The organism is Frigoribacterium sp. VKM Ac-2836, assembly GCF_013248995.1.
Taxonomy (GTDB): Bacteria; Actinomycetota; Actinomycetes; order Actinomycetales; family Microbacteriaceae; genus Frigoribacterium.
In genome coordinates, this window is record NZ_JABRPK010000004.1 from 1 (window position 1) to 21,207 (window position 21,207).

General features: G+C 71.2%; 22 protein-coding genes, 2 tRNA genes and 1 riboswitch. Of the genes, 14 read left to right on the forward strand and 10 right to left on the reverse strand.

Annotated features, from left to right (window positions below; genetic code table 11):
* Positions 1-134: 134 nt before the first annotated feature.
* Complete coding sequence (locus HRF36_RS12595) at positions 135-1,073, reverse strand: alpha/beta fold hydrolase (protein WP_173210445.1); 939 nt, start codon at positions 1,071-1,073, stop codon at positions 135-137.
* Between the two features lie 350 nt (positions 1,074-1,423).
* Here HRF36_RS12595 and HRF36_RS12600 point away from each other — a divergent pair, with 350 nt between their 5' ends.
* From HRF36_RS12600 to HRF36_RS12620, 5 genes are all read left to right on the forward strand, one after another.
* Complete coding sequence (locus HRF36_RS12600) at positions 1,424-1,864, forward strand: hypothetical protein (RefSeq protein WP_173210447.1); 441 nt, start codon at positions 1,424-1,426, stop codon at positions 1,862-1,864.
* A gap of 30 nt (positions 1,865-1,894) precedes the next feature.
* Positions 1,895-2,003, forward strand: a riboswitch (TPP riboswitch).
* Positions 1,999-2,661, forward strand: a complete 663-nt coding sequence (locus tag HRF36_RS12605) for an ECF transporter S component (RefSeq protein WP_173210449.1) — start codon at positions 1,999-2,001, stop codon at positions 2,659-2,661. It overlaps the preceding riboswitch by 5 nt.
* A 12-nt stretch (positions 2,662-2,673) precedes the next feature.
* Positions 2,674-4,203 (forward strand): ABC transporter ATP-binding protein, encoded by a 1,530-nt coding sequence (locus HRF36_RS12610; protein ID WP_371740158.1) that lies wholly within the window; start codon positions 2,674-2,676, stop codon positions 4,201-4,203.
* Complete coding sequence (locus HRF36_RS12615) at positions 4,200-4,994, forward strand: energy-coupling factor transporter transmembrane protein EcfT (RefSeq protein ID WP_173210451.1); 795 nt, start codon at positions 4,200-4,202, stop codon at positions 4,992-4,994. Before HRF36_RS12610 ends, HRF36_RS12615 begins: the two co-directional genes overlap by 4 nt.
* Before the next feature lie 4 nt (positions 4,995-4,998).
* The gene (locus tag HRF36_RS12620; RefSeq protein WP_371740159.1) at positions 4,999-5,550 is read left to right on the forward strand and encodes an ATP-binding protein; all 552 of its coding nucleotides are present in this window, start codon (positions 4,999-5,001) and stop codon (positions 5,548-5,550) included.
* 11 nt (positions 5,551-5,561) lie between these two features.
* Here the strand turns inward: HRF36_RS12620 and HRF36_RS12625 are convergent, their stop codons facing one another.
* Positions 5,562-7,814, reverse strand: coding sequence for an acyltransferase family protein (locus tag HRF36_RS12625; RefSeq protein WP_173210453.1), 2,253 nt, complete (start codon positions 7,812-7,814; stop codon positions 5,562-5,564).
* 243 nt (positions 7,815-8,057) lie between these two features.
* Between HRF36_RS12625 and HRF36_RS15540 the strand changes: the two genes are divergently transcribed.
* Positions 8,058-9,464 carry a glycoside hydrolase family 55 protein gene (locus HRF36_RS15540; RefSeq protein WP_217271287.1) on the forward strand — a complete coding sequence of 469 codons (1,407 nt, stop codon included), beginning with the start codon at positions 8,058-8,060 and terminating at the stop codon, positions 9,462-9,464.
* A 12-nt stretch (positions 9,465-9,476) separates the two neighbouring features.
* Here HRF36_RS15540 and HRF36_RS12635 read toward each other — a convergent pair whose 3' ends face one another.
* From HRF36_RS12635 to HRF36_RS12655, 5 genes are all read right to left on the reverse strand, one after another.
* The gene (locus HRF36_RS12635) at positions 9,477-9,794 is read right to left on the reverse strand and encodes a metallopeptidase family protein (RefSeq protein WP_173210750.1); all 318 of its coding nucleotides are present in this window, start codon (positions 9,792-9,794) and stop codon (positions 9,477-9,479) included.
* A gap of 330 nt (positions 9,795-10,124) precedes the next feature.
* Positions 10,125-10,197: transfer RNA gene (locus HRF36_RS12640), tRNA-His, on the reverse strand.
* Between the two features lie 40 nt (positions 10,198-10,237).
* Entirely contained in the window at positions 10,238-10,858 is a 621-nt protein-coding gene (gene orn, locus HRF36_RS12645; protein ID WP_173210455.1) for an oligoribonuclease, read from the reverse strand.
* A 101-nt stretch (positions 10,859-10,959) separates the two neighbouring features.
* Positions 10,960-12,207, reverse strand: coding sequence for an MFS transporter (locus tag HRF36_RS12650; RefSeq protein WP_173210457.1), 1,248 nt, complete (start codon positions 12,205-12,207; stop codon positions 10,960-10,962).
* Entirely contained in the window at positions 12,204-12,665 is a 462-nt protein-coding gene (locus tag HRF36_RS12655) for a MarR family winged helix-turn-helix transcriptional regulator (protein WP_173210459.1), read from the reverse strand. The genes HRF36_RS12650 and HRF36_RS12655 overlap by 4 nt, the downstream gene beginning before the upstream one ends.
* 95 nt (positions 12,666-12,760) lie before the next feature.
* On the opposite strand from HRF36_RS12655, the gene HRF36_RS12660 reads away from it, so the two are divergent.
* From HRF36_RS12660 to HRF36_RS12680, 5 genes are all read left to right on the forward strand, one after another.
* A complete protein-coding gene (locus HRF36_RS12660) occupies positions 12,761-13,045 on the forward strand; it encodes a hypothetical protein (RefSeq protein ID WP_043597121.1) in 285 nt (94 codons plus the stop codon).
* An 84-nt stretch (positions 13,046-13,129) separates the two neighbouring features.
* Entirely contained in the window at positions 13,130-13,390 is a 261-nt protein-coding gene (locus HRF36_RS12665; protein WP_173210462.1) for a thioredoxin domain-containing protein, read from the forward strand.
* Between the two features lie 97 nt (positions 13,391-13,487).
* Entirely contained in the window at positions 13,488-14,804 is a 1,317-nt protein-coding gene (locus HRF36_RS12670) for a bifunctional glycosyltransferase family 2/GtrA family protein (RefSeq protein WP_173210463.1), read from the forward strand.
* The gene (locus HRF36_RS12675; RefSeq protein ID WP_173210465.1) at positions 14,801-16,945 is read left to right on the forward strand and encodes a glycosyltransferase family 39 protein; all 2,145 of its coding nucleotides are present in this window, start codon (positions 14,801-14,803) and stop codon (positions 16,943-16,945) included. Before HRF36_RS12670 ends, HRF36_RS12675 begins: the two co-directional genes overlap by 4 nt.
* A 56-nt stretch (positions 16,946-17,001) precedes the next feature.
* A tRNA-Arg gene (locus HRF36_RS12680) sits at positions 17,002-17,074 on the forward strand.
* A gap of 76 nt (positions 17,075-17,150) precedes the next feature.
* On the opposite strand, the gene HRF36_RS12685 is transcribed toward HRF36_RS12680, so the two are convergent.
* The 3 genes from HRF36_RS12685 to HRF36_RS12695 all read right to left on the reverse strand — a co-directional run bounded on the left by HRF36_RS12685 (position 17,151) and on the right by HRF36_RS12695 (position 19,559).
* Positions 17,151-18,011, reverse strand: a complete 861-nt coding sequence (locus HRF36_RS12685) for a hypothetical protein (RefSeq protein WP_173210467.1) — start codon at positions 18,009-18,011, stop codon at positions 17,151-17,153.
* A gap of 102 nt (positions 18,012-18,113) precedes the next feature.
* Positions 18,114-18,410, reverse strand: coding sequence for a hypothetical protein (locus tag HRF36_RS12690; protein WP_254281332.1), 297 nt, complete (start codon positions 18,408-18,410; stop codon positions 18,114-18,116).
* A gap of 129 nt (positions 18,411-18,539) precedes the next feature.
* A complete protein-coding gene (locus tag HRF36_RS12695; protein ID WP_173210469.1) occupies positions 18,540-19,559 on the reverse strand; it encodes an aldo/keto reductase in 1,020 nt (339 codons plus the stop codon).
* Positions 19,560-19,606: 47 nt separating this feature from the next.
* Here HRF36_RS12695 and msrA point away from each other — a divergent pair, with 47 nt between their 5' ends.
* The 3 genes from msrA to ssb all read left to right on the forward strand — a co-directional run bounded on the left by msrA (position 19,607) and on the right by ssb (position 21,132).
* Entirely contained in the window at positions 19,607-20,134 is a 528-nt protein-coding gene (gene msrA, locus HRF36_RS12700; protein WP_173210471.1) for a peptide-methionine (S)-S-oxide reductase MsrA, read from the forward strand.
* A 55-nt stretch (positions 20,135-20,189) separates the two neighbouring features.
* Entirely contained in the window at positions 20,190-20,405 is a 216-nt protein-coding gene (locus HRF36_RS12705; protein ID WP_173210472.1) for a methyltransferase, read from the forward strand.
* Positions 20,406-20,526: 121 nt separating this feature from the next.
* Positions 20,527-21,132, forward strand: a complete 606-nt coding sequence (gene ssb / locus HRF36_RS12710; protein WP_173210474.1) for a single-stranded DNA-binding protein — start codon at positions 20,527-20,529, stop codon at positions 21,130-21,132.
* Positions 21,133-21,207 lie beyond the last annotated feature (75 nt).

Sequence of the window (21,207 nt, forward strand, 5' to 3'; positions counted from 1 at the left end):
GTGAAGGCGTTCATGGTGAAGCTCCTTGTCTGTTGGTCCCGGTGGGGATGTACAGGGTTCGCCACCGTCACCGAAAAGGATTGGAACGCATCGAATTCGTTACCCCGCCGTGACCTTCATCCCGGCGATCTTCCTCAGCCGGCGAGGAATTCGTCGGTGTCGTCGGCGATCCGTCTCGACTGCGTGTGGTGCAGGTAGTGCTCTCCGTCGAGTGCGACGACCTGGCCGCGGTCGACGCTCGCGGCCTGGATCTCGTGCAGCTCGAGCCAGCCGCCGGCGTCGGGGTCCGCCTCGTCCTGCGCGACGAAGAGGAGGACAGGCAGGTCCGCCGGGAACGTCTCCCCCCTGACCGAGGCGAAGTTGCTCGCGGTGGCGTCCATCTCGTCGAGCAGGGTCGGGGCGGTCGAGTTCTTCGTCGTCAGGAGGCGCATCTGCTCTTTGGTGGCCTCGTCGTACGGCAGTCCGGCGTAGGCGTCGCCGGCGACCGCGGACGCCACGCGGAGCAGACCGAGGTCGCGGAGCGCGACGAGCCCGTCGGTCGGCGTGGGCTCCTCGGCGCCGGGCTGGTCGGGGACGCTGCTGTCGATCCCGATGAACGCCGTGACCTCGCTCGCAAAGAGGTGGCTGTACGCGAGGGCGTAGATGCCCGAGATCGAGTGCCCCATGAGCGCGTAGCGGTCGATGCCCAGCTGTCGCAGCGCGTCGTGCACTTCGCCCGCGATGTTCTCCGCCGTGCGGGGGGAGTCGGTCTGGTCGCTCAGCCCGGTGCCGAACGGCTCCACGGCGACGACGCGATGGGTGTCGTCGAGCTCGGAGACGAGCGGCTGGAAGTCGAGGCCGGGAGCCGCCGTACCGAGACCCGGCAGCAGGACGATCGTGTCCGCTCCGGACCCGCTGACGACGACGTTCATCTCTTTGCCGTCGACGGACACGAGCTCGCCGTAGGACGTGATCTCCGCGAGATCCGACGTCGTGGCGACGACGTTCACGATCGACGTCGTCACCAGCGTCAGGGTGGGGAGGGCCACGAGGGCGCCGATCGTCCACAGGGTGATCTTCAGGGGTTTGCGCACGGCATCTTCTTTCCGGGGGTGCGGGTCGGGGCCGCACGGTCTCCCAGGATCACACCCGAGATCGGCGGCCTCGAGAAGTGCCGAGGTGTCACCTCCTCCCGTGACGGATGTCACGACGGAGTCGCCTCCGCCCCCTCGGCCGGCGTCCTCCGTTGCTTTCGTCGGGTGATGAACTCTCGTGGCGCCCGTTCGCTGGACAGCCGTGGACGGACGATGGTCGACCCAGCGGCGTGAGACGTACGACCGCGGAAACGGGGCGACGATCCTCCTGTTCGACCCGCGGCGCGGCACGATGGGGCGTACGCCGACCCGACCGGGTCGACGCACGCACACACGAGAAGGGCACGACCATGGCCGACGCCGGGTTCAGCACAGAAGAGAAGGCCGCCATGAAGCAGCGCGCCGCCGAGCTGCGGGCCGAGGCGAAGCGTCAGAAGCTGGCCGACAAGTCGGCCGCCGAGGCGCAGGACGCCGCGGACGCCATCGCGGCCATGACCGACGTCGAACGGCCGATCGCCCAGATGGTGCACGAGGTCGTCGCCGAGCACGCCCCGAACCTCGCCCCCAAGACCTGGTACGGCTTCCCCGCCTATGCGAAGGAGGACGGCAAGGCCGTGGTCTTCTTCCAGCCGGGCGCCAAGTTCGGCACGCGCTACTCGACCCTCGGGTTCCAGGACGGCGCCCGGCTCGACGACGGCACCCTCTGGCCCACCTCGTACGCCGTGACCAGCGACGACGACGCCACCCGCGCCTCCGTCGCCGCTCTCGTCCGGAAGGCCGCCGGGCTCTGACGCCGGCCGGGGGCGGCGCTATGATCGTCTCCACAACACACGGGAGTCCGGTGAGCCGGGCTGAGAGGAAGCGAACCACGCTTCGACCGTCGAACCTGATCTGGGTCATGCCAGCGCAGGGAGGAGAAGAACAGATGTCCACGTCCACGCCCGAAAACCGTTCCACGGCGGCTCGCGACAGCTCGACCGGCTTCACGCCGAAGGCCCGTACCACCCCGACCCGCCGGTGGCGGGTCGTCGACATCGTCGTCGCCAGCGTCATCGGCGTCGCCGCCGGCGTCGTCTTCTGGGCCTGGGGTCTGGCCTACACACCCATCGACAGCGTCCTGAGCTTCTCCGGCGGCTTCGAGGGCATCCTCAACGGCGGCTGGCTCTTCGCCGGCGTGCTCGGCGGCATCGTCATCCGCAAGCCCGGTGCCGCCGTCTACACCGAGGTCGTCGCGGCCGTCGTCTCGATGCTGATCGGCACCCAGTGGGGCTTCTCCGTGCTCATCTGGGGCATCGTCCAGGGCCTGGGCGCCGAGATCGTGCTCGCGCTCTTCCTCTACAAGTCGTGGCGGATCGGCACGGTGCTGCTCGCGGGCGCCGTCGCCGGCCTCGCCGTCGGCCTGATGGACACCAGCTTCGCCTCGGCCGCCGCCTATGCGAGCGGGTCCAAGACGATCTACATCGTGACCTCGGTCGTCTCGGGCACCGTCCTGGCCGGTCTGCTCTCGTGGCTCGCCGCCCGCGGCCTCGCCCGCACCGGGGCGCTCTCCCGGTTCGCCTCGGGGCGCTCGGCGGACGCCCGGATCTAGGCGCGCCTCCTCGTGTCCCACGCGATCAGGCGACCTCGCGACGGGGCCGGTGAGGCCGGCGCCGTGGGTGGTGCCCGGGTGACCGCTCGCGGCTGGGGATGGCGGCACGCCGGCCGCCGTCTGCCCGCCGTCTCCCAGCTCGACCTCGACGTCGCCCCCGGCGAGCGCGTGCTGCTGCTCGGCGCGTCCGGGGCCGGGAAATCGACCCTCCTCGCCGGTCTCGCGGGCGTGCTCGGCGGCGACGACGAGGGGGACGAGGCCGGCGACCTGCTGGTCGATGGTCGCGTACCCGCCGACCAGCGCGGCCGGGTCGGCCTCGTGCTGCAGGACCCCGACTCGCAGGTCGTCCTCGCCCGCGTGGGCGACGACGTCGCGTTCGGCTGCGAGAACCTCGGCGTGCCGCGCGACGAGATCTGGCGCCGTGTCGGGCACGCTCTCGAGGCCGTAGGTCTCGACCTGCCGCTGAGCCACCCGACCTCCGAGCTGAGCGGTGGCCAGAAGCAGCGGCTGGCGCTCGCCGGGGCCCTCGCCATGCGGCCGGGGCTGGTGCTGCTCGACGAGCCGACGGCCAACCTCGACCCCGCGGGCGTCGTCGAGGTACGCGACGCCGTGGCCCGGGTCGTCGCCGACACCGGGGCGACGCTCGTCGTCGTCGAGCACCGGATCTCGGTCTGGCTGCCCGTCGTCGACCGGGTCGTCGTGCTCGACGCGGGCGGGGGAGTCCTGGCCGACGGACGACCCGAGGACGTGCTGCGGGCCGAACGCGACCGCCTCGTCGACGCGGGGGTGTGGGTTCCCGGCGCCGCGCCTCCTGCGCCCGTCCGGTCGCGCGCGGCCGGTGACCTATTGCTCACGGCGTCGGGCCTCGAGGTGGGGCCCAAGGGGCCCGGGGGTCGCACGGTCGCCGCCGGCATCGACCTCGCCGTCACCGGAGGGCGCGCGCTCGCCGTCACGGGCACGAACGGTTCGGGCAAATCGACACTCGCCCTCACCGTCGCGGGACTGCTCGCGCCCGTCGGGGGATCACTCGAGGCCAGACCGGCGTTCGCCGCCGGTGCGGGCTCCTCGCCGATCCGCTGGAAGCCCCGCCAGCTGCTCACGCGCGTCGGCACGGTGTTCCAGGATCCCGAACACCAGTTCTTGACGGCGACCGTCCGCCGCGAACTCGCGGTGGGTCCGGAGGCGCTGGGCGCGCCGCCGACGGAGGTCGCATCACGCGTCGACCACCTCCTCGACCGGTTGCGGCTCGACCACCTCGTCGGGGCGAACCCGTTCACGCTCTCGGGAGGCGAGAAGCGCCGACTCTCGGTCGCGACGGTGCTCGCGTCACGCCCGTCGCTGCTCGTCCTCGACGAGCCGACCTTCGGGCAGGACGCCCGCACCTGGCGCGAGCTCGTCGCCCTGCTGGCCGACCTGCTCGACGAGGGGCGGGCGGTCGTCGCCGTGACCCACGACGCCGAGTTCGTGTCGGCCCTCGCCGACGACGTGCTCGACCTCAGCGCCCACGCCCGCCACTCCGACCCTGCCGTGGCGCGCCGATGAGCGTCCTGACCCCGATCGAGGCGACCGGCGCGGTCGGTCGCGTCAACCCGGTCGCGAAACTGCTCGCCGCCGTCGTGCTCGCCGTGGCCCTGCTGCTCTCCATCGACTGGGTGTCGGCCGGCACAGCGCTGGTGCTCGAGGCGTTGCTGCTGCCGTTCGCAGGGCTCTCGCCGCGGCAGCTGCTGGCGCGCACGGCACCGCTCTGGATCGCCGCCCCGACGTCGGTCGTCGCCATCGCCCTCTACGGACGCGACGACGGGGCGGCGGTGTTCGACCTGGGCGTGCTCTCGGTCACCGAGGGGTCGCTCGCCCTGGCCGGGGCGATCGGCCTGCGCATACTCGCCGTGGGGGTGCCGGGCATCGTGCTGTTCGCCACGACCGATCCGACCGACCTCGCCGACGGCCTCGGTCAGGTCCTGCGGCTGCCGGCGCGCTTCGTGCTGGGCGGCCTCGCCGGGTTGCGCCTGGTGGGGCTGTTCATGGACGACTGGCGGCAGCTCGCCCTGGCCCGCCGTGCCCGAGGCGTCGCGGACTCGGGCGGGCCGATCGGGGCGCTGAAGCGCTTCGGGCAGCAGGCCTTCTCGCTGCTGGTGCTGTCGGTCCGACGCGGCAGCAAGCTGGCCACCGCGATGGAGGCCAAGGGCTTCGGCAGCGACACCCCGCGCACGTGGGCCCGTCCGTCGTCGTTCGGGCTGCGCGACGGCGTGCTGGTCGGCCTCGGCGTCGTCGTCGCCGCCGCCGCGGTGACCACGGCCGTCCTGGCCGGCACGTGGGAGTTCGTCCTTGCCTGATCGCGTGGCCGTGGACGACGCAGTGACCGACCTGCTGCGCCGAGCAGAGGAGGCGCGGGTCGGGTCGCGTCGCGTCGTCCTGCTGATCGACGGCCGGTCGGGTTCGGGCAAGACCACGCTCGGTCGTGCGGTGGCCGCCGCGTGGCCCGTCGCTCGCCTCGGCCCGGTGCGTCTGGTCCACCTCGACGACGTCTACCCCGGCTGGCACGGCCTCGAGGCGGCGTCCCACGTCGTCGAGACGTCCGTGCTGTCGACCACGGCCCCCGGATGGCGGCGGTGGGACTGGCAACACGGTCGTGCGGGGTCGTGGGAGGCGCTCGACCCGGCCGTGTCGCTGATCGTCGAGGGGGCCGGGGCGTTGACCCGCGCCTCCTCGTCGCTCGCCGACGTGCGTGTCTGGCTCGAGCTCGACGCGGAGACCCGACGCAGGCGGGCCCTCGGCCGCGACGGCACCGCTTTCGAGCCGTGGTGGGAGGTCTGGGCCGCTCAAGAGGAACGGCACCTCGCCCGGTGGTCACCGAGGGGCCTCGCCGACGTGCTCGTCGAGGCCCGCTAGTCACCGCGGCCTCAGAGGACCCCCCGCGCTCGCAGCAGCTCGCCCAGCACGGGCGAGACGGCGACGGCGAACGCCATCGTGAGGTGCACGCGGTCTTGCTTGACGGGGACGTCGCCGACGAACGCGGGGCAGAGGTCGTCGACGCAGGTCAGCCTCCGCAGGTCGACGAACGTCCCTCCGACGGCCTCGAGGACCGTGCGGTCAGCCGCTGCGCGGTCGAGCCACGTGGGCGACGTCCGCGAGATGCAATCGACCGGGCTCCCCCCACGCCGGAAGCAGGACGCGATGTCGGCGTCGTCCGGAGGAGGCGTGAGGAGGACGACGGACCCGGTGGCTTCGGCCACCCGGCGGGCGTAGGCCCCGAACCCCTCGGCCCAGCGGTCGGGGGTGACGGGGCCCGAGCCGTCCTCGCTCATCTCCTGGTACGAGTTCGTGACGAGGACGACGTCGGGGTGTGTGCCCTCGATGAGCGCGAGGGTCTCGTCGTTGTGCGCCCGGCAGCTGTCGATGATGCCGGCGACGTCGTTCTGTACTCGGATGTCGACGAACGGGCAGGCGAACTTGGCCCGGTTGACGAGGGTGAAGCCGCCGTCGGGAGCCTCGGCCAGGGGGGTGAGGGCGTCGAGCTCGTGCATGGCCGTCGAGTCGCCGACGAGCATGACCGTCGTGGTCGCCGAAGGAGAGGTCCACGTGCACTCGTCCTGTGTCAGCCCCTTGGCCTCGGCGTCCCCGCAGGCGAGACGCGGACTGCCGCCGCTCGTCCCGTCGAGGACGGATTCGATGTCGGGGTCGAGGTCGGGCCACGACGTGGCGGAGAGGGCGCGGGCCACCTCGGTGGACCACTCGTCGAGCGCCGGGACGTCGGGACCGTCGGTGCCGTCCGACCCACCGGCGTCGTTCCCGTCGCCCTCCGACCCGTCGCCGGGGCGTCCGTCGGCCGCCGCAGGGGGCGGGACGGGAGGAACCGCCGTGGGCTGCACGGCGTCCGCGGCGAGGCCGGTGGCCGTGAGAGCGGCCACCGCGAGCAGCGCCACCCCGCCTCGTCGATAGGTCCGCCGGTGCTCTCGTCGCCATCGCCGCCAGGCGTGCCTGGCCGATCCCCGTTCGAGGAGGGGCGACGCGATGAACGGCCGCTCGATGAGGTGGTAGCTCAGAGCGGACAGGGCGAGCGTAATCGCGAACACGGCCGGCCAGAGCTTCGTCGGCTTGTCGCCCAGCAGGGACGTGCCGATCACGAGCACGACGAAGTGCCAGAGGTAGATCGAGTACGAGAGGTCGCCCACGATCGTCACGGGCCGGCTGGCGACGGGACCGAGCCAGGGAGTGCCCGTGCTCCCGGTGCCGGCCACGAGGACGAGCAGCGTGGCGATCACGGGCAGGAGTGCCCCCGGAGCCGGGAAAGGCACGGCGGTCGTCGTGATCCACGCCGACGCCACGACGCCGCCGAGGCCGGCCCATGACAGAACCGGCCGGAGCGCGGCGGGGAGTCGGCCGACCAGGGGCGATGCCGTCGCGAGGAGCGCCCCGAGGGCGAGCTCCCACGCGCGGGCGATGCTCGAGAAGTAGGCGACGGTCGGCATCGCCGTGGACTGCCGCCAGGCCACGGCGAACGACGCCGCCGCGACGATCGCGAGGAGAACGCCCATCGTCACCCGCGGGACGGGGCGCCCCCGCCGGGCGGCGACAGCGACGGCCGCGACGACCACGAGGGGCCAGACGAGGTAGAACTGCTCTTCGACGGCCAACGACCAGTAGTGCTGGAAGGGCGACTCGGGGCCCTGGGCCGCGAAGTAGTCGGTTCCGACGGCCGCGAAGTGCCAGTTGGCCAGGGACGCGACGGACCACAGGGCGTCCACGGCGGCCGAAGCCCCTCGGGCCCGACCGATGGCGAGCCAGGTGACGACAGTCCCCACCAGGAGGACCACGACGCTCGCCGGAACGATGCGCCGGATGCGCCGTCGCCAGAAGTCGAGGATCGAGACCCGACCGTGCCCCTCGGCCTCGCGCAGCAGCAACCCGGTGATCAGGAACCCGGACACCACGAAGAAGACGTCGACCCCGACGAAACCGCCGGCCGGTCGGCCGGTGACGTGCTCGACCACGACCATCGTCACGGCGAGGGCCCGGAGGGCCTGGACGTCCAGTCGAAGGCTGCGGGGTGGGCCCGGCGCACGGGCCGCAGCGCCGGCGCCGCTCACGGCCTCGGTGCGACGTGGGGGACTGATGGTCGTGACGATGATGTGCTTCCGATCTTCCGACGACATTGTACCGGGCATATATTACCCAGGTACGTGTACCCTGGGTTAATGGGTGAACGAACGTCCGGATCGTCGGCCGGGTCCCGGCGCGGATTCCTCCTCGTCGGAGCGGCGGGCATCGCGGCTGCCGGCGCTGCGGCGGTCACGCCCGGCGGCCATCGGGCTCACGCCGTCGAAGCGCCCGCTACCGGTCCGGAGGGTCAGGCACCTGGCGCGTCGGTGCCGCCCTCTCCGCGGGTGGGGGTCGACGTGCGTGACCACGGGGCGGTCGCCGACGGGGTGACCGACGACACCGCCGCGTTCGTGAGTGCCGTCGAGGCGGCCGGCGCGGTTCGCGGCCGGGTGCTGGTGCCGGCCGGCACGTACGTCGTCGACTCGATCACGGTGCCTCTTCTGGTCGCGATCGAGGGCCTGGGGGCGGACATCAGTCGGTACGGGGCGTCGACGGACGGGGGCGTGAACCTCCGGCACCTGCCGCGGTCGACGAAGCCCATGATCGTGGTCGACGGCAACGGGGTCACGCTCGAGGGGTTGACCCTGCAGGGCAACGGGTCCTCGGCGCCCCTCGTGCAGGTCGTCAACGGGTTCGAGTCACGATTCGAGCGGGTGCAGTTGGCCGGTGTGGCCGGGACGGCCCTCCTCGTCGAGCGGGTCAACAACAATCTCTGGTCGGATCTCTTCGTCAACGACTGCGGGTCGGTCGACGAGGCCGCGGTCGTCGTCCGGTCGCCGGCCTCGGGCGGCTCCAACACGAACACGTTCACCTGTGTGAACCTGCACATCGAGGGCAGCGCGAACGTCGCCCTCGAGCTGGCGTGGGGTGCCGGTGCCGAGTACTTCGTCGAGTTCGTCCGGTTGATCGCCCCGCACATCGAGACGCTGCAGCGGGCGGGCTCGGGCACCGACGCGACCGTGCGCATCGGCAACGTCCGGCAGGTCGAGTTCGTCGCCCCGACGATCTACGGGGGGCCGGGTCCGCTGATCGAGCACGACGAGAAGCGACGCCGCGGCGTCGACATCGACGGCGGCATCAGACTGCTCGGTGGTGCCCTGCTCGGAGCCGACCCCGCCCGGGTCGGGGCGTCGAGCGTGCTCGTGCGGCTGACCAAGGGTGATGACTTCGCTCTCGTGGGCACCCGCCTTGGTCGGTTCACGACGTCGGGGGTCGAGTTGGCCGAGGGATACGGCTCGCGGTTCGCCGTCGACCCGACGACGCGGATCGCCACGACCGGATCGGCCGTCGAGATCGTCGACCGTCGCGAGGTCGAGGCCCGGCCGCTCTGGTCCTGGGGAGGCGACATGGCCGTGGGCCGGCGCTTGCTGGGTGCCCGCGGCGGCCCGTCCCCCGTGGCGTCGGCCATGGGGCGGAACGGCGACGGCGCACCGTCTCCGACCCTGTCAGGTTCCGACCTGCGGGGGACGGTCGCCTTCGGTTCGGGACGTGCGCGTCGTCGAGGCACCCAGGTGAGGGTCCGCTACTCGACGCCGTTCGAGACGGCTCCGGTGGTCTCGATCTGCCCGGCGTCGAACGCGGCGGCGTCAGCCGAGTACTTCGTCGTCTCGCGTCCCGACGCGTTCGACATCGAGATGGTCGGCCAGCTGCCGGAGGGCCTCCCGGCCGACGCCTACCGTTTCACCTACCAGATCATCGGGTGACCGCGGCCTTCGTCAGGCCCAGCCGAGTTCGTGAAGTTGATCGTCGTCGAGACCGTAGAAGTGGGCGATCTCGTGGACGAGGGTGATGTGGATCTCGTCGGCGAGTTGGTCGAGGTCCTCCACAGCGGCGAGGTGCGGCTCGCGGTAGAGGATGATGCGGTCGGGCAGCTCGCCGAAGCCGTACTGGCCTCGTTCGGTGAGGGCGACGCCGTCGTAGAGGCCGAGCAAGGCCAGCGTGCCGTCCTCGGGGCGGTCCTCGGTCACGAACACGACGTTGTCGAGACCGTCGACCATGTCGTCGGGCAGCAGGTCGAGTTGGGCGACCACCATGGCGTCGAACGCCTCGGGGTCCACCTCGGAGGGGTCGATGCCCGTCGGCCCGCCGTCGGCGTCCTGCTCGTCGTCACCGTTCTCGGGGGAGTCGTCCACCCGTCAACTCTCGCACGCCGAGGCGAGCCACTCCTGGGCGCGCTCGCGCATCTCGGACCAGAAGATGCCGGAACCCAAAAATCCCCTGCCCATCGGAGGGCAGGGACCCCTTCGTGACGAGCGCAGCGAAGTCGGGAACCGCGACGTCCGGGATGCGCTCGCGCATCTCGGACCAGAGGATGCCGGAACCCAAAAATCCCCTGCCCATCGGAGGGCAGGGGATCTCATTTGGGTGAGTAACGGGGCTTGAACCCGCGGCCTCCTAGACCACAACCAGGCGCTCTACCAGCTGAGCTATACCCACCATGCGCGACTGCCGAGGCGATCGCAACGAGAAGACTCTACTACAGCCGGGGAGCCCATTCGTCCACGACGGCCTTCGAGATCGCCTGGACGTCTTCGGTGGTGGGGCCAGGGTCGGCGACGAAGCCGGCGCGACGGTAGTACTCGAGTTCGCGAATGGATTCGAGGATGTCGGCGAGGGCGCGGTGGCCGCCGTGCTTCTGGGGGGCGTTGAAGTACACGCGGGGGAACCAGCGACGGGCGAGTTCTTTGATCGACGAGACGTCGACGCTGCGGTAGTGCAGGTGGCCGTCGACACGGGGCATGTACTTGGCGAGGAAGGCCCGGTCGGTGCCGATGGTGTTGCCGGCCAAGGGGGCGTGCTGTTCGGCCGGCACGTACTTGAGGATGTACTCGAGCACCTCGAACTCGGCCTCGGCGAGGCTGACGCCGTTCGGGATCTCGTCGATGAGCCCCGACGACCGGTGCATCTCGGTGACGAACTCGCCCATGTTGTCGAGCGCCGACTGGTCGGGCTTGATCACGATGGTGAAGCCCGGGTGCACCGGGGTCAGGTCGAAGTCGGTCACGACCACGGCGACCTCGACGAGTTCGTCTACCGTGAGGTCGAGCCCGGTCATCTCGCAGTCGATCCAGACCAGTCGGTCGTTGCTCGTAGCCATTCCGCGAGTCTAGCCCGGTGCTCTTCCGGCACCGCGCCTCCTGAACCGAGACCTGTGTCGAGATCAGGAGGCGCGGGTGCGGTCGCGGAAGATGGCCGGGCCTACAGGGCCTCGCCGGCCCCGATGGCTTCGGCCTCGACACGAGCCGGTTCGGGGCCGTCGTCCACCCGGCGCAGAGCCTTCCGGGCGGCGACCACGACGACGAACGCCACGGCGACGCTGGCGGCCGCGAAGACGTAGGCGGCGCTCGGTGCGATGGTGTCGGCGAGCAGGGTCGCGACGGGCGGGGCCACGGCGCCGCCGAGGAAGCGCACGCCCGAGTACGCGCTGGACGCGACCGAGCGGGGCAGGTCGGTGGCCTCCATGACGGACTCGGTGAGGACCGTGTTGAGGACGCCGAGCACGAGGCCGCCGACCACGACGCAGACCACGAGGGCGGCCGGTGTCCCGACGACGACGGCCGCAGCCACCAGGTCGAGTGCCAGCAGGGGCAGGGCGATGCGCAGCACGGTGGTCCGGCGGAGGCGTGCGGTGAGCAGCGGAGCGACCCACACGGATGTGATGGCCAGGCCGACGCCCCAGCCGAAGAAGGTGAACCCGATGCCGAGCGCACCGAAACCGAGCGGGTACGGCGTGTAGGCGAGCAGGACGAAGAAACCGATGTTGTAGAAGAGCGCGGTCGCGGCGAGGGCGCCGAGCGCCGGGCGGCCCAGGGCACGGAACGGCGCCGAGACCCTGGTCGGCGTGGGCTTCTCGATCGTGTCGCCCTTGAGGAAGAGCACGATCGCGATGAAGGCGATCGCCATCAACGTGGTGACGCCGAAGAAGGGGCCCCGCCAGCTGACCGAGCCGAGCAGGCCGCCGATCAATGGCCCGATGGCGATGCCGAGGCCGAGGGCTGCTTCATAAAGAATGATCGCGGAGGCCGTGCCGCCGGCTGCCGCGCCCACGATGGTCGCGAGAGCCGTCGAGATGAACAGGGCGTTGCCGAGCCCCCACCCCGCACGGAACCCGATGATCGACCAGACGTCACCGCTCGTGGCCGCGAGCAGGGCGAAGAGGACGATCAGGGCGAGCCCGATCAGCAGGGTCCGTTTCGCGCCGAGTCGGCTCGACACCCAACTGGTGAAGAACATCGCGACGCCGGTGACGGCGAGGTAACTGGTGAAGAGCAACTCGGTCTGGGTCGGGCTGGCTTCGAGGGAGTCGGCGATGGCGGGAAGGATCGGGTCGACGAGCCCGATGCCCATGAACGCGACCACGCAGGCGAAGGCGATGGCCCACACGGCGGTCGGTTGCCGGAGGATGCTCGGCTTCGGTTCGTGCGCGGTGCTTCCGGCGGCGATCATGCCGACACCGCCTCGGCGTCGGCGCGGAGGTCGGAGCGGGTGCCGACGCGGGACGCCAGCAGGCGGGAGGCGTGCTCGAGCACGGTCCACTCGTCGTCGTCGAGGTCGGCGAACAGCCCGCCCAACGAGTCCGCGAGCCGGCCCCGCCACTCGGTGAGGGCGGCCGTTCCTCGGCCGGTGATGGAGATGAGCCAGGCCCGGGAGTCGTCCGTGTCGGCGATGCGCTTGACCAGCTCGTCCTCGGCGAGACCACGGACGAGCTTCGTCATGGTGGGCTGCGAGACACGGCTGGCTCGGGCGAGGTCGCCGACGCGAAGGTCACCGTCGGTGGTCAGGATCGAGAGCGTGCGCCAGACGGCGGGTGATGTGGTGCGGCCGGTCTCCTGCGCGGCGATGCGCGTCAGGCGATGGGTCGACGTCAGGAGGGATTCCAGGATGTCTGTCGGCTGGGAGATCATCGGTCAAGTATATAGCCAAGCTATATAGCCCGGCTATTCATCTCCGCCACGGGAAGCTGGGCACTGACTCCGCGCCTCCTGGTAGACCTGTGGACATGACAGACAGCAAGCCCACCGTGGCCGAGGGTTCCGAGTACGTCGTCTTCTTCGACGGCGGTCCGAGCGACGGCTCCACCGACACCCGCATCAGCACCGACGGATCGTACGACGAGCAAATCACCGACTTCGTGCTGATCGACGGCATGGAGACCGGCATCGTCTACACCGCCACCGAGGCGAAGATGGTCGGTGAGCAGCTGCAGGTGCACTATTCGCTCGACGCGAAGGACAGCGACCCGGTCGACGACCCCGAAGACCGCAACGACGACCGCGACAACTGACGCCAGCGGCCCCGGCCGCGACGACGCACGAGACCGCAGGAGGCGCGGGGGAAGTTTCCCCCGCGCCTCCTCGTTGTGCACGACATGATGCTCGAGCTGTACACGTCCGCCTTCTGCGGTCCCTGCCACGCGGCTCGGGCGGTCGTGGCCGAGGCCAGGGCGCTCGTCCCCTCCCTCGTGGTCGACGAATCCGACGTCGCCACTCGACCGGAGGCGGCCGAACGACGGGACGTCCGCAGCACACCGACCATCGTCGTCACGAGGGACGACGGCGAGGTCGTCTTCCGCTCGCCGGGAGTGCCGACGCTCGATCGCCTGCTCGGGGCCCTCGCGCTCGCGGTCTGATCGTGGCACCCCCGTCATGGAGAGCTCATAGGACCTCTGCGGCTTTGCCATCGGCAGATGCGAGGCCGCTGATGGGCGGGCGATCGATCGTGGTCGCATGCCTGACACCGACATCTTGCGTCTCGACATCGTGGTACCCGTCTTCGACGAGGCGGCCACCCTCGAGGCCAGCATCACGAGCCTTCACGACCACCTGACCCGCCACGTCGCCGATACCTGGCGCATCACCGTGGCCGACAACGCCAGCACCGACGGCACCGCAGCGCTCGCCGACCGCCTCGCGCGACGCCTGGAGGGCGTGACCGCCGTCCACCTCGACGAGAAGGGCCGCGGCCGTGCCCTCAAGCAGGTCTGGGCGGCTTCACCCGCCGAGGTCCTGGTGTACCTCGACGAGGACCTCTCCACCGACCTCTCGGCACTCGGCCCGCTCGTGGCGCCGCTGCTCTCCGGCCACTCCGACCTCGCCATCGGCACCCGGCTCAGTCGCTCGTCGCGGGTGGTCCGCGGCGGCACGCGCGAGTTCGTCTCGCGCAGCTACAACTTCCTGCTGCGCCGCACGATGGGCGTCGGCTTCAGCGACGCCCAGTGCGGCTTCAAGGCGATCCGGCGCGAGGCCGCCGAGCGACTGCTGCCCCTCGTCGAGGACACCGGCTGGTTCTTCGACACCGAGCTGCTGATCCTGGCCGAACGTTCCGGCCTGCGCATCCACGAGGTGCCGGTCGACTGGGTCGACGACCCCGACAGCTCGGTCGACATCGTCTCGACGGCCGCCGCCGACCTCAAGGGGATGCTGCGGGTGGGCACGGGCATCGCCCGGGGCACCATCCCGGTCCAGGCGGTGTACGACGCGATCGGGAGGCGTCCGTTCGAGCCGCCTGCGCCTCCGACGTTCTTCTCGCAGGTCGTGCGGTTCGGCGTGGTCGGGGTCGCCTCGACCGCGGCGTACGCGTTGCTCTACCTCGTCGCTCAGCAGGTGATGTCGGCCCAGGCGGCGAACTCCGCGTCATTGCTCGTCACGGCCGTGCTCAACACGGCCGCCAACCGGCGCTTCACGTTCGGGGTGCGCGGAGCATCGGGCGTGGCTCGACACCAGCTGCAGGGGTTGATGGTCTTCGTGCTCGCCTGGGTGCTGACGTCGGGGTCGCTCGTCGCGCTGCACGCGGCGGCTACCGCGGCCGGAGCACACGCGGAGCTGCTGGTCCTGACCGTGGCGAACCTCGTCGCGACCGTGCTGCGCTTCGTCCTGCTGCGCGTCTGGGTCTTCCGCTCACAAGCGACGCACGTGACGCCGGGGCTGGCGGACGATCGGGTTTCCGCGGACGGGCGAGGTCCCGCCCCCGACCCCGTGTCCGACCTCACCACCCGCTTCGCCGCCGTGTCCGGCGACGACGACGTCGCGGCTGCCCGGCGATGAGCGCGGGCACGACGCCGGCGGCGCTGACCGACCGACACTCGCCGTCCGTCTCGGCCGGCCAGCGCCTCCGTGCGCTCGGTCACCGTCTGGTACGCGGGCGCGAGGACGCGGCACGGTGGGAGCGGCCGGCGTTCCTCGCCCTGCTGGTCGCCACGGGGGTGTTCTACCTGGTGAACCTCTCGGCGAACGGCTGGGCGAACTCGTTCTACTCGGCCGCGGTGCAGGCAGGTTCTCAGAACTGGGAGGCGTTCCTCTACGGCTCGTCCGACGCCGCGAACTCGATCACGGTCGACAAGCCGCCCGCGAGCCTGTGGGTCATGGCGCTGTCGGTCCGGCTGTTGGGGCTGTCCTCGTTCAGCATCCTGCTGCCCGAGGCCCTCATGGGCGTCGCGACGGTCGGCCTCGTCTGGGCGACGGTGCGGCGTCACTTCTCGGCAGTCGCGGCGTTCGTGGCCGGGGGAGTGCTGGCCCTGACCCCCGTCGCCGTGCTGATGTTCCGATTCAACAACCCCGACGCGCTGCTCGTGCTGTTGCTGACCCTCGCCACGTACCTGACCCTGCGGGGCATCGAGACGGGCCGCGTCCGCTGGGTCGTCTGGGCCGGCGTGGCGATCGGCTTCGGCTTCCTCACCAAGCAACTGCAGGCGTTCGTCATCCTGCCCGTGCTGGCCGGGGTGTACCTCGTCGCGGCGCCCGTCCTGCTCCGCACGAGGGTGCTGCACCTGCTGGCGGCGCTCGGGGCGGTCGTGGTGTCGGCCGGCTGGTGGGTCGCCCTCGTCGAACTGGTGCCGTCGAGCATGCGGCCGTACGTCGGCGGCTCGCAGACGAACTCGTTCCTCGAGTTGACCTTCGGTTACAACGGCCTCGGGCGGCTCACGGGTGACGAGACCGGCAGCGTGACGGGCGGCGGTGGCGGCACCGGTGCGGCCACGACGGGCATGTGGGGCGAGACCGGCATCACCCGGCTCTTCACGGGCGAATTCGGCGGACAGATCACCTGGCTGCTTCCCGCCACCCTCGTCATCGGTGTCTCGGCGCTCGTGCTGTTCGGCTGGCGACACCGGACCTCGGCCCGTCGAGCGACCCTGCTGCTGTTCGGTGGCTGGACGGTGCTGACCGCCCTCGTCTTCAGCTTCATGTCGGGGATCTTCCACGCTTACTACACGGTGGCGCTCGCCCCGGCGATCGCGGTCACCCTCGGGACCGCGGCCGACGTGCTGTGGCGGCGCCGGGCCCGGCTGTGGGTGCGGATCGTCCTGGCGGCGTCGGCCCTGCTCACGGGCGTCTGGGCCTGGGTCCTTCTCGGTCGGGCGGAGTCCTGGCAACCGTGGCTTCGGTACGTCGTGGTCGCGTTCGCCGTGACGGGCGCCGTGCTCGTGGTGCTGCCGCGACGGGGACGCGCGCTGACGGCGGCCACGCTCGCCGTGCTGGTCACGGGCGGGTTGTTGGCTCCGGCGGCCTACTCGATCGAAACCGTGTCGACGGCCCACAGCGGCTCGATCGTCACGGCCGGGCCGACCGTGTCGAGTGGCGCGGGCGGCATGGGTGGCTTCGGCGGCGGCGGCGGCGGCGGCGGCGGTGCCGGTGGGACCGGTGGGTTCGGCGGTACACCTGGGGCGGCCGGTGGCGGGCCCGGTGGCACTGGTGGCGGCACGCTCCCGCAGCTGCCGGGCGGCACCGGCGGGGCCGCGGGCAACGGCAGCGGCGCGGGGACGGGAACCGCAGGAGGCGCGGGTGCGGCCTCGACGGGACGCCCCGGTGGCGGGGGCGGAGCCGGCTCGTTGCTCGGCTCGGGCTCGGTCAGCGACGAGCTCGCCGCCATGGTGGGGGCGGACGCCGACCGGTACACCTGGGTCGCCGCGGCGGTCGGATCGAACGGCGCCGCGGGCTACCAGCTCGCGACCGGCGACCCGGTCATGGCGGTCGGTGGATTCAACGGCAGCGACCCGTCTCCGACTCTTGCGCAGTTCGAGCAGTACGTCACCGACGGGCAGATCCACTGGTTCGTCGGCGGTACCGTCGGGCAGTCGAACGGCGGCAGCTCGTCCTCGAGCGAGATCGCGGCCTGGGTCGAGGCCAACTTCTCTTCGACCGAGGTCGACGGGGTCACGCTGTACGACCTGACCAGCCCGGTGGGGTGAGCGGTGCCGTGCCCGACCCGGCTCGACGGGCCGGGCACGGTATCGTGGACGGGTCCGCCCCCGTAGCTCAGCGGATAGAGCAGGAGCCTTCTAATCTCTTGGTCGCAGGTTCGATTCCTGCCGGGGGCACCCTATTCATCCCCCCACCGTCCCGACATGACGAAGCGCCCCCGGCCGAGGCCGGGGGCGCTTCGTCGTCAGGGCGTCAGCCGTCCGTGCCGGCGGGGGCCGTGCGACGGCGGACCTGACTCGCACTCACCGGTTGCTCGAAGCGCTCGTCGTCCATGGGGTCGTCACGGGTGTCTGCCTCGGACGAGTCGTCCTCTGGGGCGGGCGCCTCGGGTGCGGACACGGGCGACGGTCCAGCGAGAGGGGCCGAGGCCTCGGGTGCGCGGTACGCCTCGTCGCCACGGACGACGGTCTCGTCGAGTGCTGCGGGTCGGAGGGTCGCCGAGGGGGTCGTCGTCTCGAGCCGCATCGACTGGGCGGGTCGGCGCTCGGCCGCTGCCGATGCGCGCTGTTCGGCTTCCCACGCTTTCTGCTTCGCGTCCGTGTCGCGGTCGACGTCCGCCTCTTCGTACTTCCATCTGGCGAGATCGTCGCGGAACAGCTTCTTGGCGCGGTTCGGGCGGTTCTGCCACTCGATCAGACGGTCGCGCAGTTCACCCAACGTCTGCTCGGCCTGGAAGCTGAAGGATGCCGAGTTGCGCTTGATCTCGGCCATCTGGTGGGCCGCCCAGTCCGCGGCGAGAGTGCTACCGGTCGCGGGCAGCAGGCGGAGGCGGACGTCGGCCTCGTGACCGAGGTGGTCGGCGTAGGCACGCTCCTCGACGCCGAGCGAGCTGTGGACGGCAGCCTTGCGAGCGGCCGAGACGAGGGCCGCGACCGCTGCCGCCTTGGCCTCGTCCTCGTGTGACGTCACGGCCCGCCGCGTGCTCGCGCGCCCGATGAGGGCTGCGACGACGCCGGCCACGACGATGGCGATGAAAGGGATGACCGCATCGGTGACGACGCGCCATCCGTTGTCGGACGAGAGCCATTCGATGAAACTGTTCCACCACTGCATGGGGCGAACACTACAGCCGAGGTCGAAGGTTGCACTGCTGCGACATGCCTGCCGAGGCGGGAGCGGTCGGTGGGCCGTCACCCGCCGCCGGGCAGCTCACGATCAGGCGAAGCGGAAGCAGTCGGTGGCGTCGTCGCGGCTCCAGAACTCGCCGATCTCGACGAACCGACGTTGGCGGGGCAGGAATCTCTTGGCGCGGTAGCGATCACCCTGCGGGTCGTCGAAGCGTTCGACATAGCCCACGATCTCGCCGCCGGGTCGCGTCACGCGAGCGAGGTCGTCGTGCACCTGCACGAGCTGGAGGCCGCCGCGGGTCGATCGCAGCGCGGGCAGCGGGATGGCCGTGTGCGCGTGGGGGGTAGAGGGGACGATCGCGTGGTCGATGGTGCTGCTGGTCATGAGGTGCTCCTGAGGTCATCCGGCCGATGCTGTCGAGAACACCCCCGACGCTAGGTCCGACCACCGACATCCCCGCCGGACGTCCTCGGAGGGCGCGGCGCCGGTGAGGTCCGGCACCGCGCCGTCCGCTCAGCGCCCGGTGCCGTCGACCGCCAGCGGCTCGATGGCCGCGAGTTCGTCCTCGGTCAGGTCGGCACCGTCGAGCGCGTCGAGGCTGTCGTCCAGCTGGGCCACGGAGGACGCACCGATCAGGGCGGTCGTCACGGCGGGCTGCCGCAGCACCCAGGTGAGCGAGAGCTGCGCGAGCGACTGGCCCCGCGCCTCCGCGATCTCGTTCAGTCCGCGGACGCGGGCGAGGTAGGTCTCGTCGAGGGCGTCCTCCGAGAACCATCGCCCCTCGGCCGCCCGCGAACCCGCGGGCGCCTTGCCCGAGAGGTAGCGGTTGGTCAACAGGCCACCGGCCAGGGGCGAGAACACGATCGAGCCGACGCCGCGGGCGAGCAGGGTGTCGAACAATCCGCGCTCGGGGCGACGGTCGAACATGTTGTAGCGCGGCTGGTGGATCAGCAGCGGCACGCCCTCGGCCTCCAGCGCGTCGATGGCGGCTTCCGTCTGCGCCGGGTCGTAGTTCGAGATGCCCGCATAGAGGGCCTTGCCCTGCCGGACGGCCGTGGCGAGCGCTCCCATCGTCTCGTCGATCGGGGTCTCGGGGTCGGGTCGGTGCGAGTAGAAGATGTCGACGTGGTCCATGCCGAGACGTCCCAGACTGGCCTCGAGCGAGTTGAGCAGGTACTTGCGCGAGCCACCGTCGCCGTACGGTCCGGGCGTCATGTCGTAGCCCGCCTTGGACGAGACGACGATCTCGTCGCGATAGGGGAGCAGGTTCGCCGCGGCGATGCGGCCGAACTGCTCTTCGGCCGAGCCGTAGGGCGGGCCGTAGTTGTTCGCCAGGTCGAAGTGGGTGACCCCGCGGTCGAACGCGCGCAGCACGATGTCGCGCTGGGTCTCGAGGCCGCGGTCCGAGCCGAAGTTGTTCCAGAAGCCGAGCGAGATGCGGGGCAGCTTGAGTCCACTCCGCCCCGTGCGGACGTAGTCGAGTCGTGAATACCGTGCGTCGTCGGCGACGTAGGGCGTGAAAGGTGATCTCATTCGGTCAGCCTAGGGGCGGCCGCGGGGACGGGAGTAGGTTCACGGGCATGACGACATTCGTTCTCGCCGGCGGTTGCTTCTGGTGCCTCGACGCGGTCTACCGCACCCTCGACGGCGTCACCGAGGTGGTCTCGGGCTACACGGGCGGAGACACGGTGGACCCCAGCTACGACGACGTCTGCTCGGGCCGCACGGGGCACGCCGAGGCGGTGGCGGTCACCTTCGATCCCGAGAAGATCCCGTCCGACGTCGTCCTCGACGTCTTCTTCACGCTGCACGACCCGCGCCAGCTGAACCGGCAGGGCGCCGACGTCGGCACCCAGTATCGCTCGGCGATGTTCTTCGCGGACGACGAGCAGAAGGTGCTCTTCCAGGCGGCGCGCGACCGAGCCTCCGAGGCCTGGGACGGCGGCGTCGTCACGACGATCGAGCCGCTGCCCACCTGGTACGACGCCGAGCAGTACCACCAGGACTTCTTCGCCAAGAACCCCGGCCAGGGCTACTGCACCGCCGTGGCCCTGCCGAAGGTCAACACGATCCGCAAGTCGTACGCGAAGTACGTGCTCGCCTCGTAGACGGGCCGCGCCGTCCGGCGCGGCCGACCGAGAAAGAGGAAAGGGGCGCTCGACGATGAGTGACCAGAACACCTTGCACCGACAGACCTGGGTGGCCGTGGGCCCGGCAGGCACGGTCGGCACCATCCTGCGGACCGACGGCGGCTTCACCGTGCGTCTGTCCGCGAAGGGCACCGACGGCGGCGTCTACCCGACCCTCGCGGTGGCCAAGAGCGCCCTGTTCGCGGCACTGGGGCCGGGAGCCGACTACCCCGAGTTCCACGAACACTGACGCACGGTCACCGGCGGACCCCCGTCCGTCGCCTCGTCCCCCGGGCGGCCCCCGTCGTCCTCTTCCACAAGGAGGCGCGGGGGCCGTCGTGACGTTCGCCCGCTTTCGCGAGACTCCCGTCATGACAGACACCATCACCCTCACAGGCATCATCGCGACCGACCCGCGGGCCCTCGTCACGCAGACCGGCCTCTCCATCACGAGTTTCCGACTCGCCTCGACGCAACGGCGCTACGACCGTGTCACCGGCGTGTGGGTCGACGGCGAGACGAACTGGTACACCGTCACGGCGTTCCGCCACCTCGCCGACAACGTCCTGGCCAGCCTCCGGAAAGGGCAACGCGTCGTCGTCACCGGGCGCGTGCGCATCCGGTCGTGGGAGTCGGGCGAGCGCAGCGGCATGACGGTCGAGGTCGACGCCGACGCGATCGGCCACGACCTCGTCTGGGGCAGGTCGATCTTCGAACGGCGGGTCGTGTCCTCCACGGCGGACCGTCAGGGGACGACGTCGGGCGCGGGCGTCGTCGATCCCGCGACGGCCCATGACCAGGGCGAGACGGCACCCGGGGCTCGGCCCGATGGCGGGGGTGCTGACGACGCCCCGTCGGACCCTTCCACGACGGACGCGTCCTCGTCGGACGCGGGCGGCTCGGCGACGCCGGCCGAGGCCGCGGACTGGGGGGCCCCTCCGGCGGTCGGCGCCGACGAGGTGCTCGCTCCGTTCTGACCGCCGCGGGCGTCGACGTGCTCCTGGTCCGTGGATCGGCACGCCCTAGACTCGACGCGGCTCGCCGACCCGCGG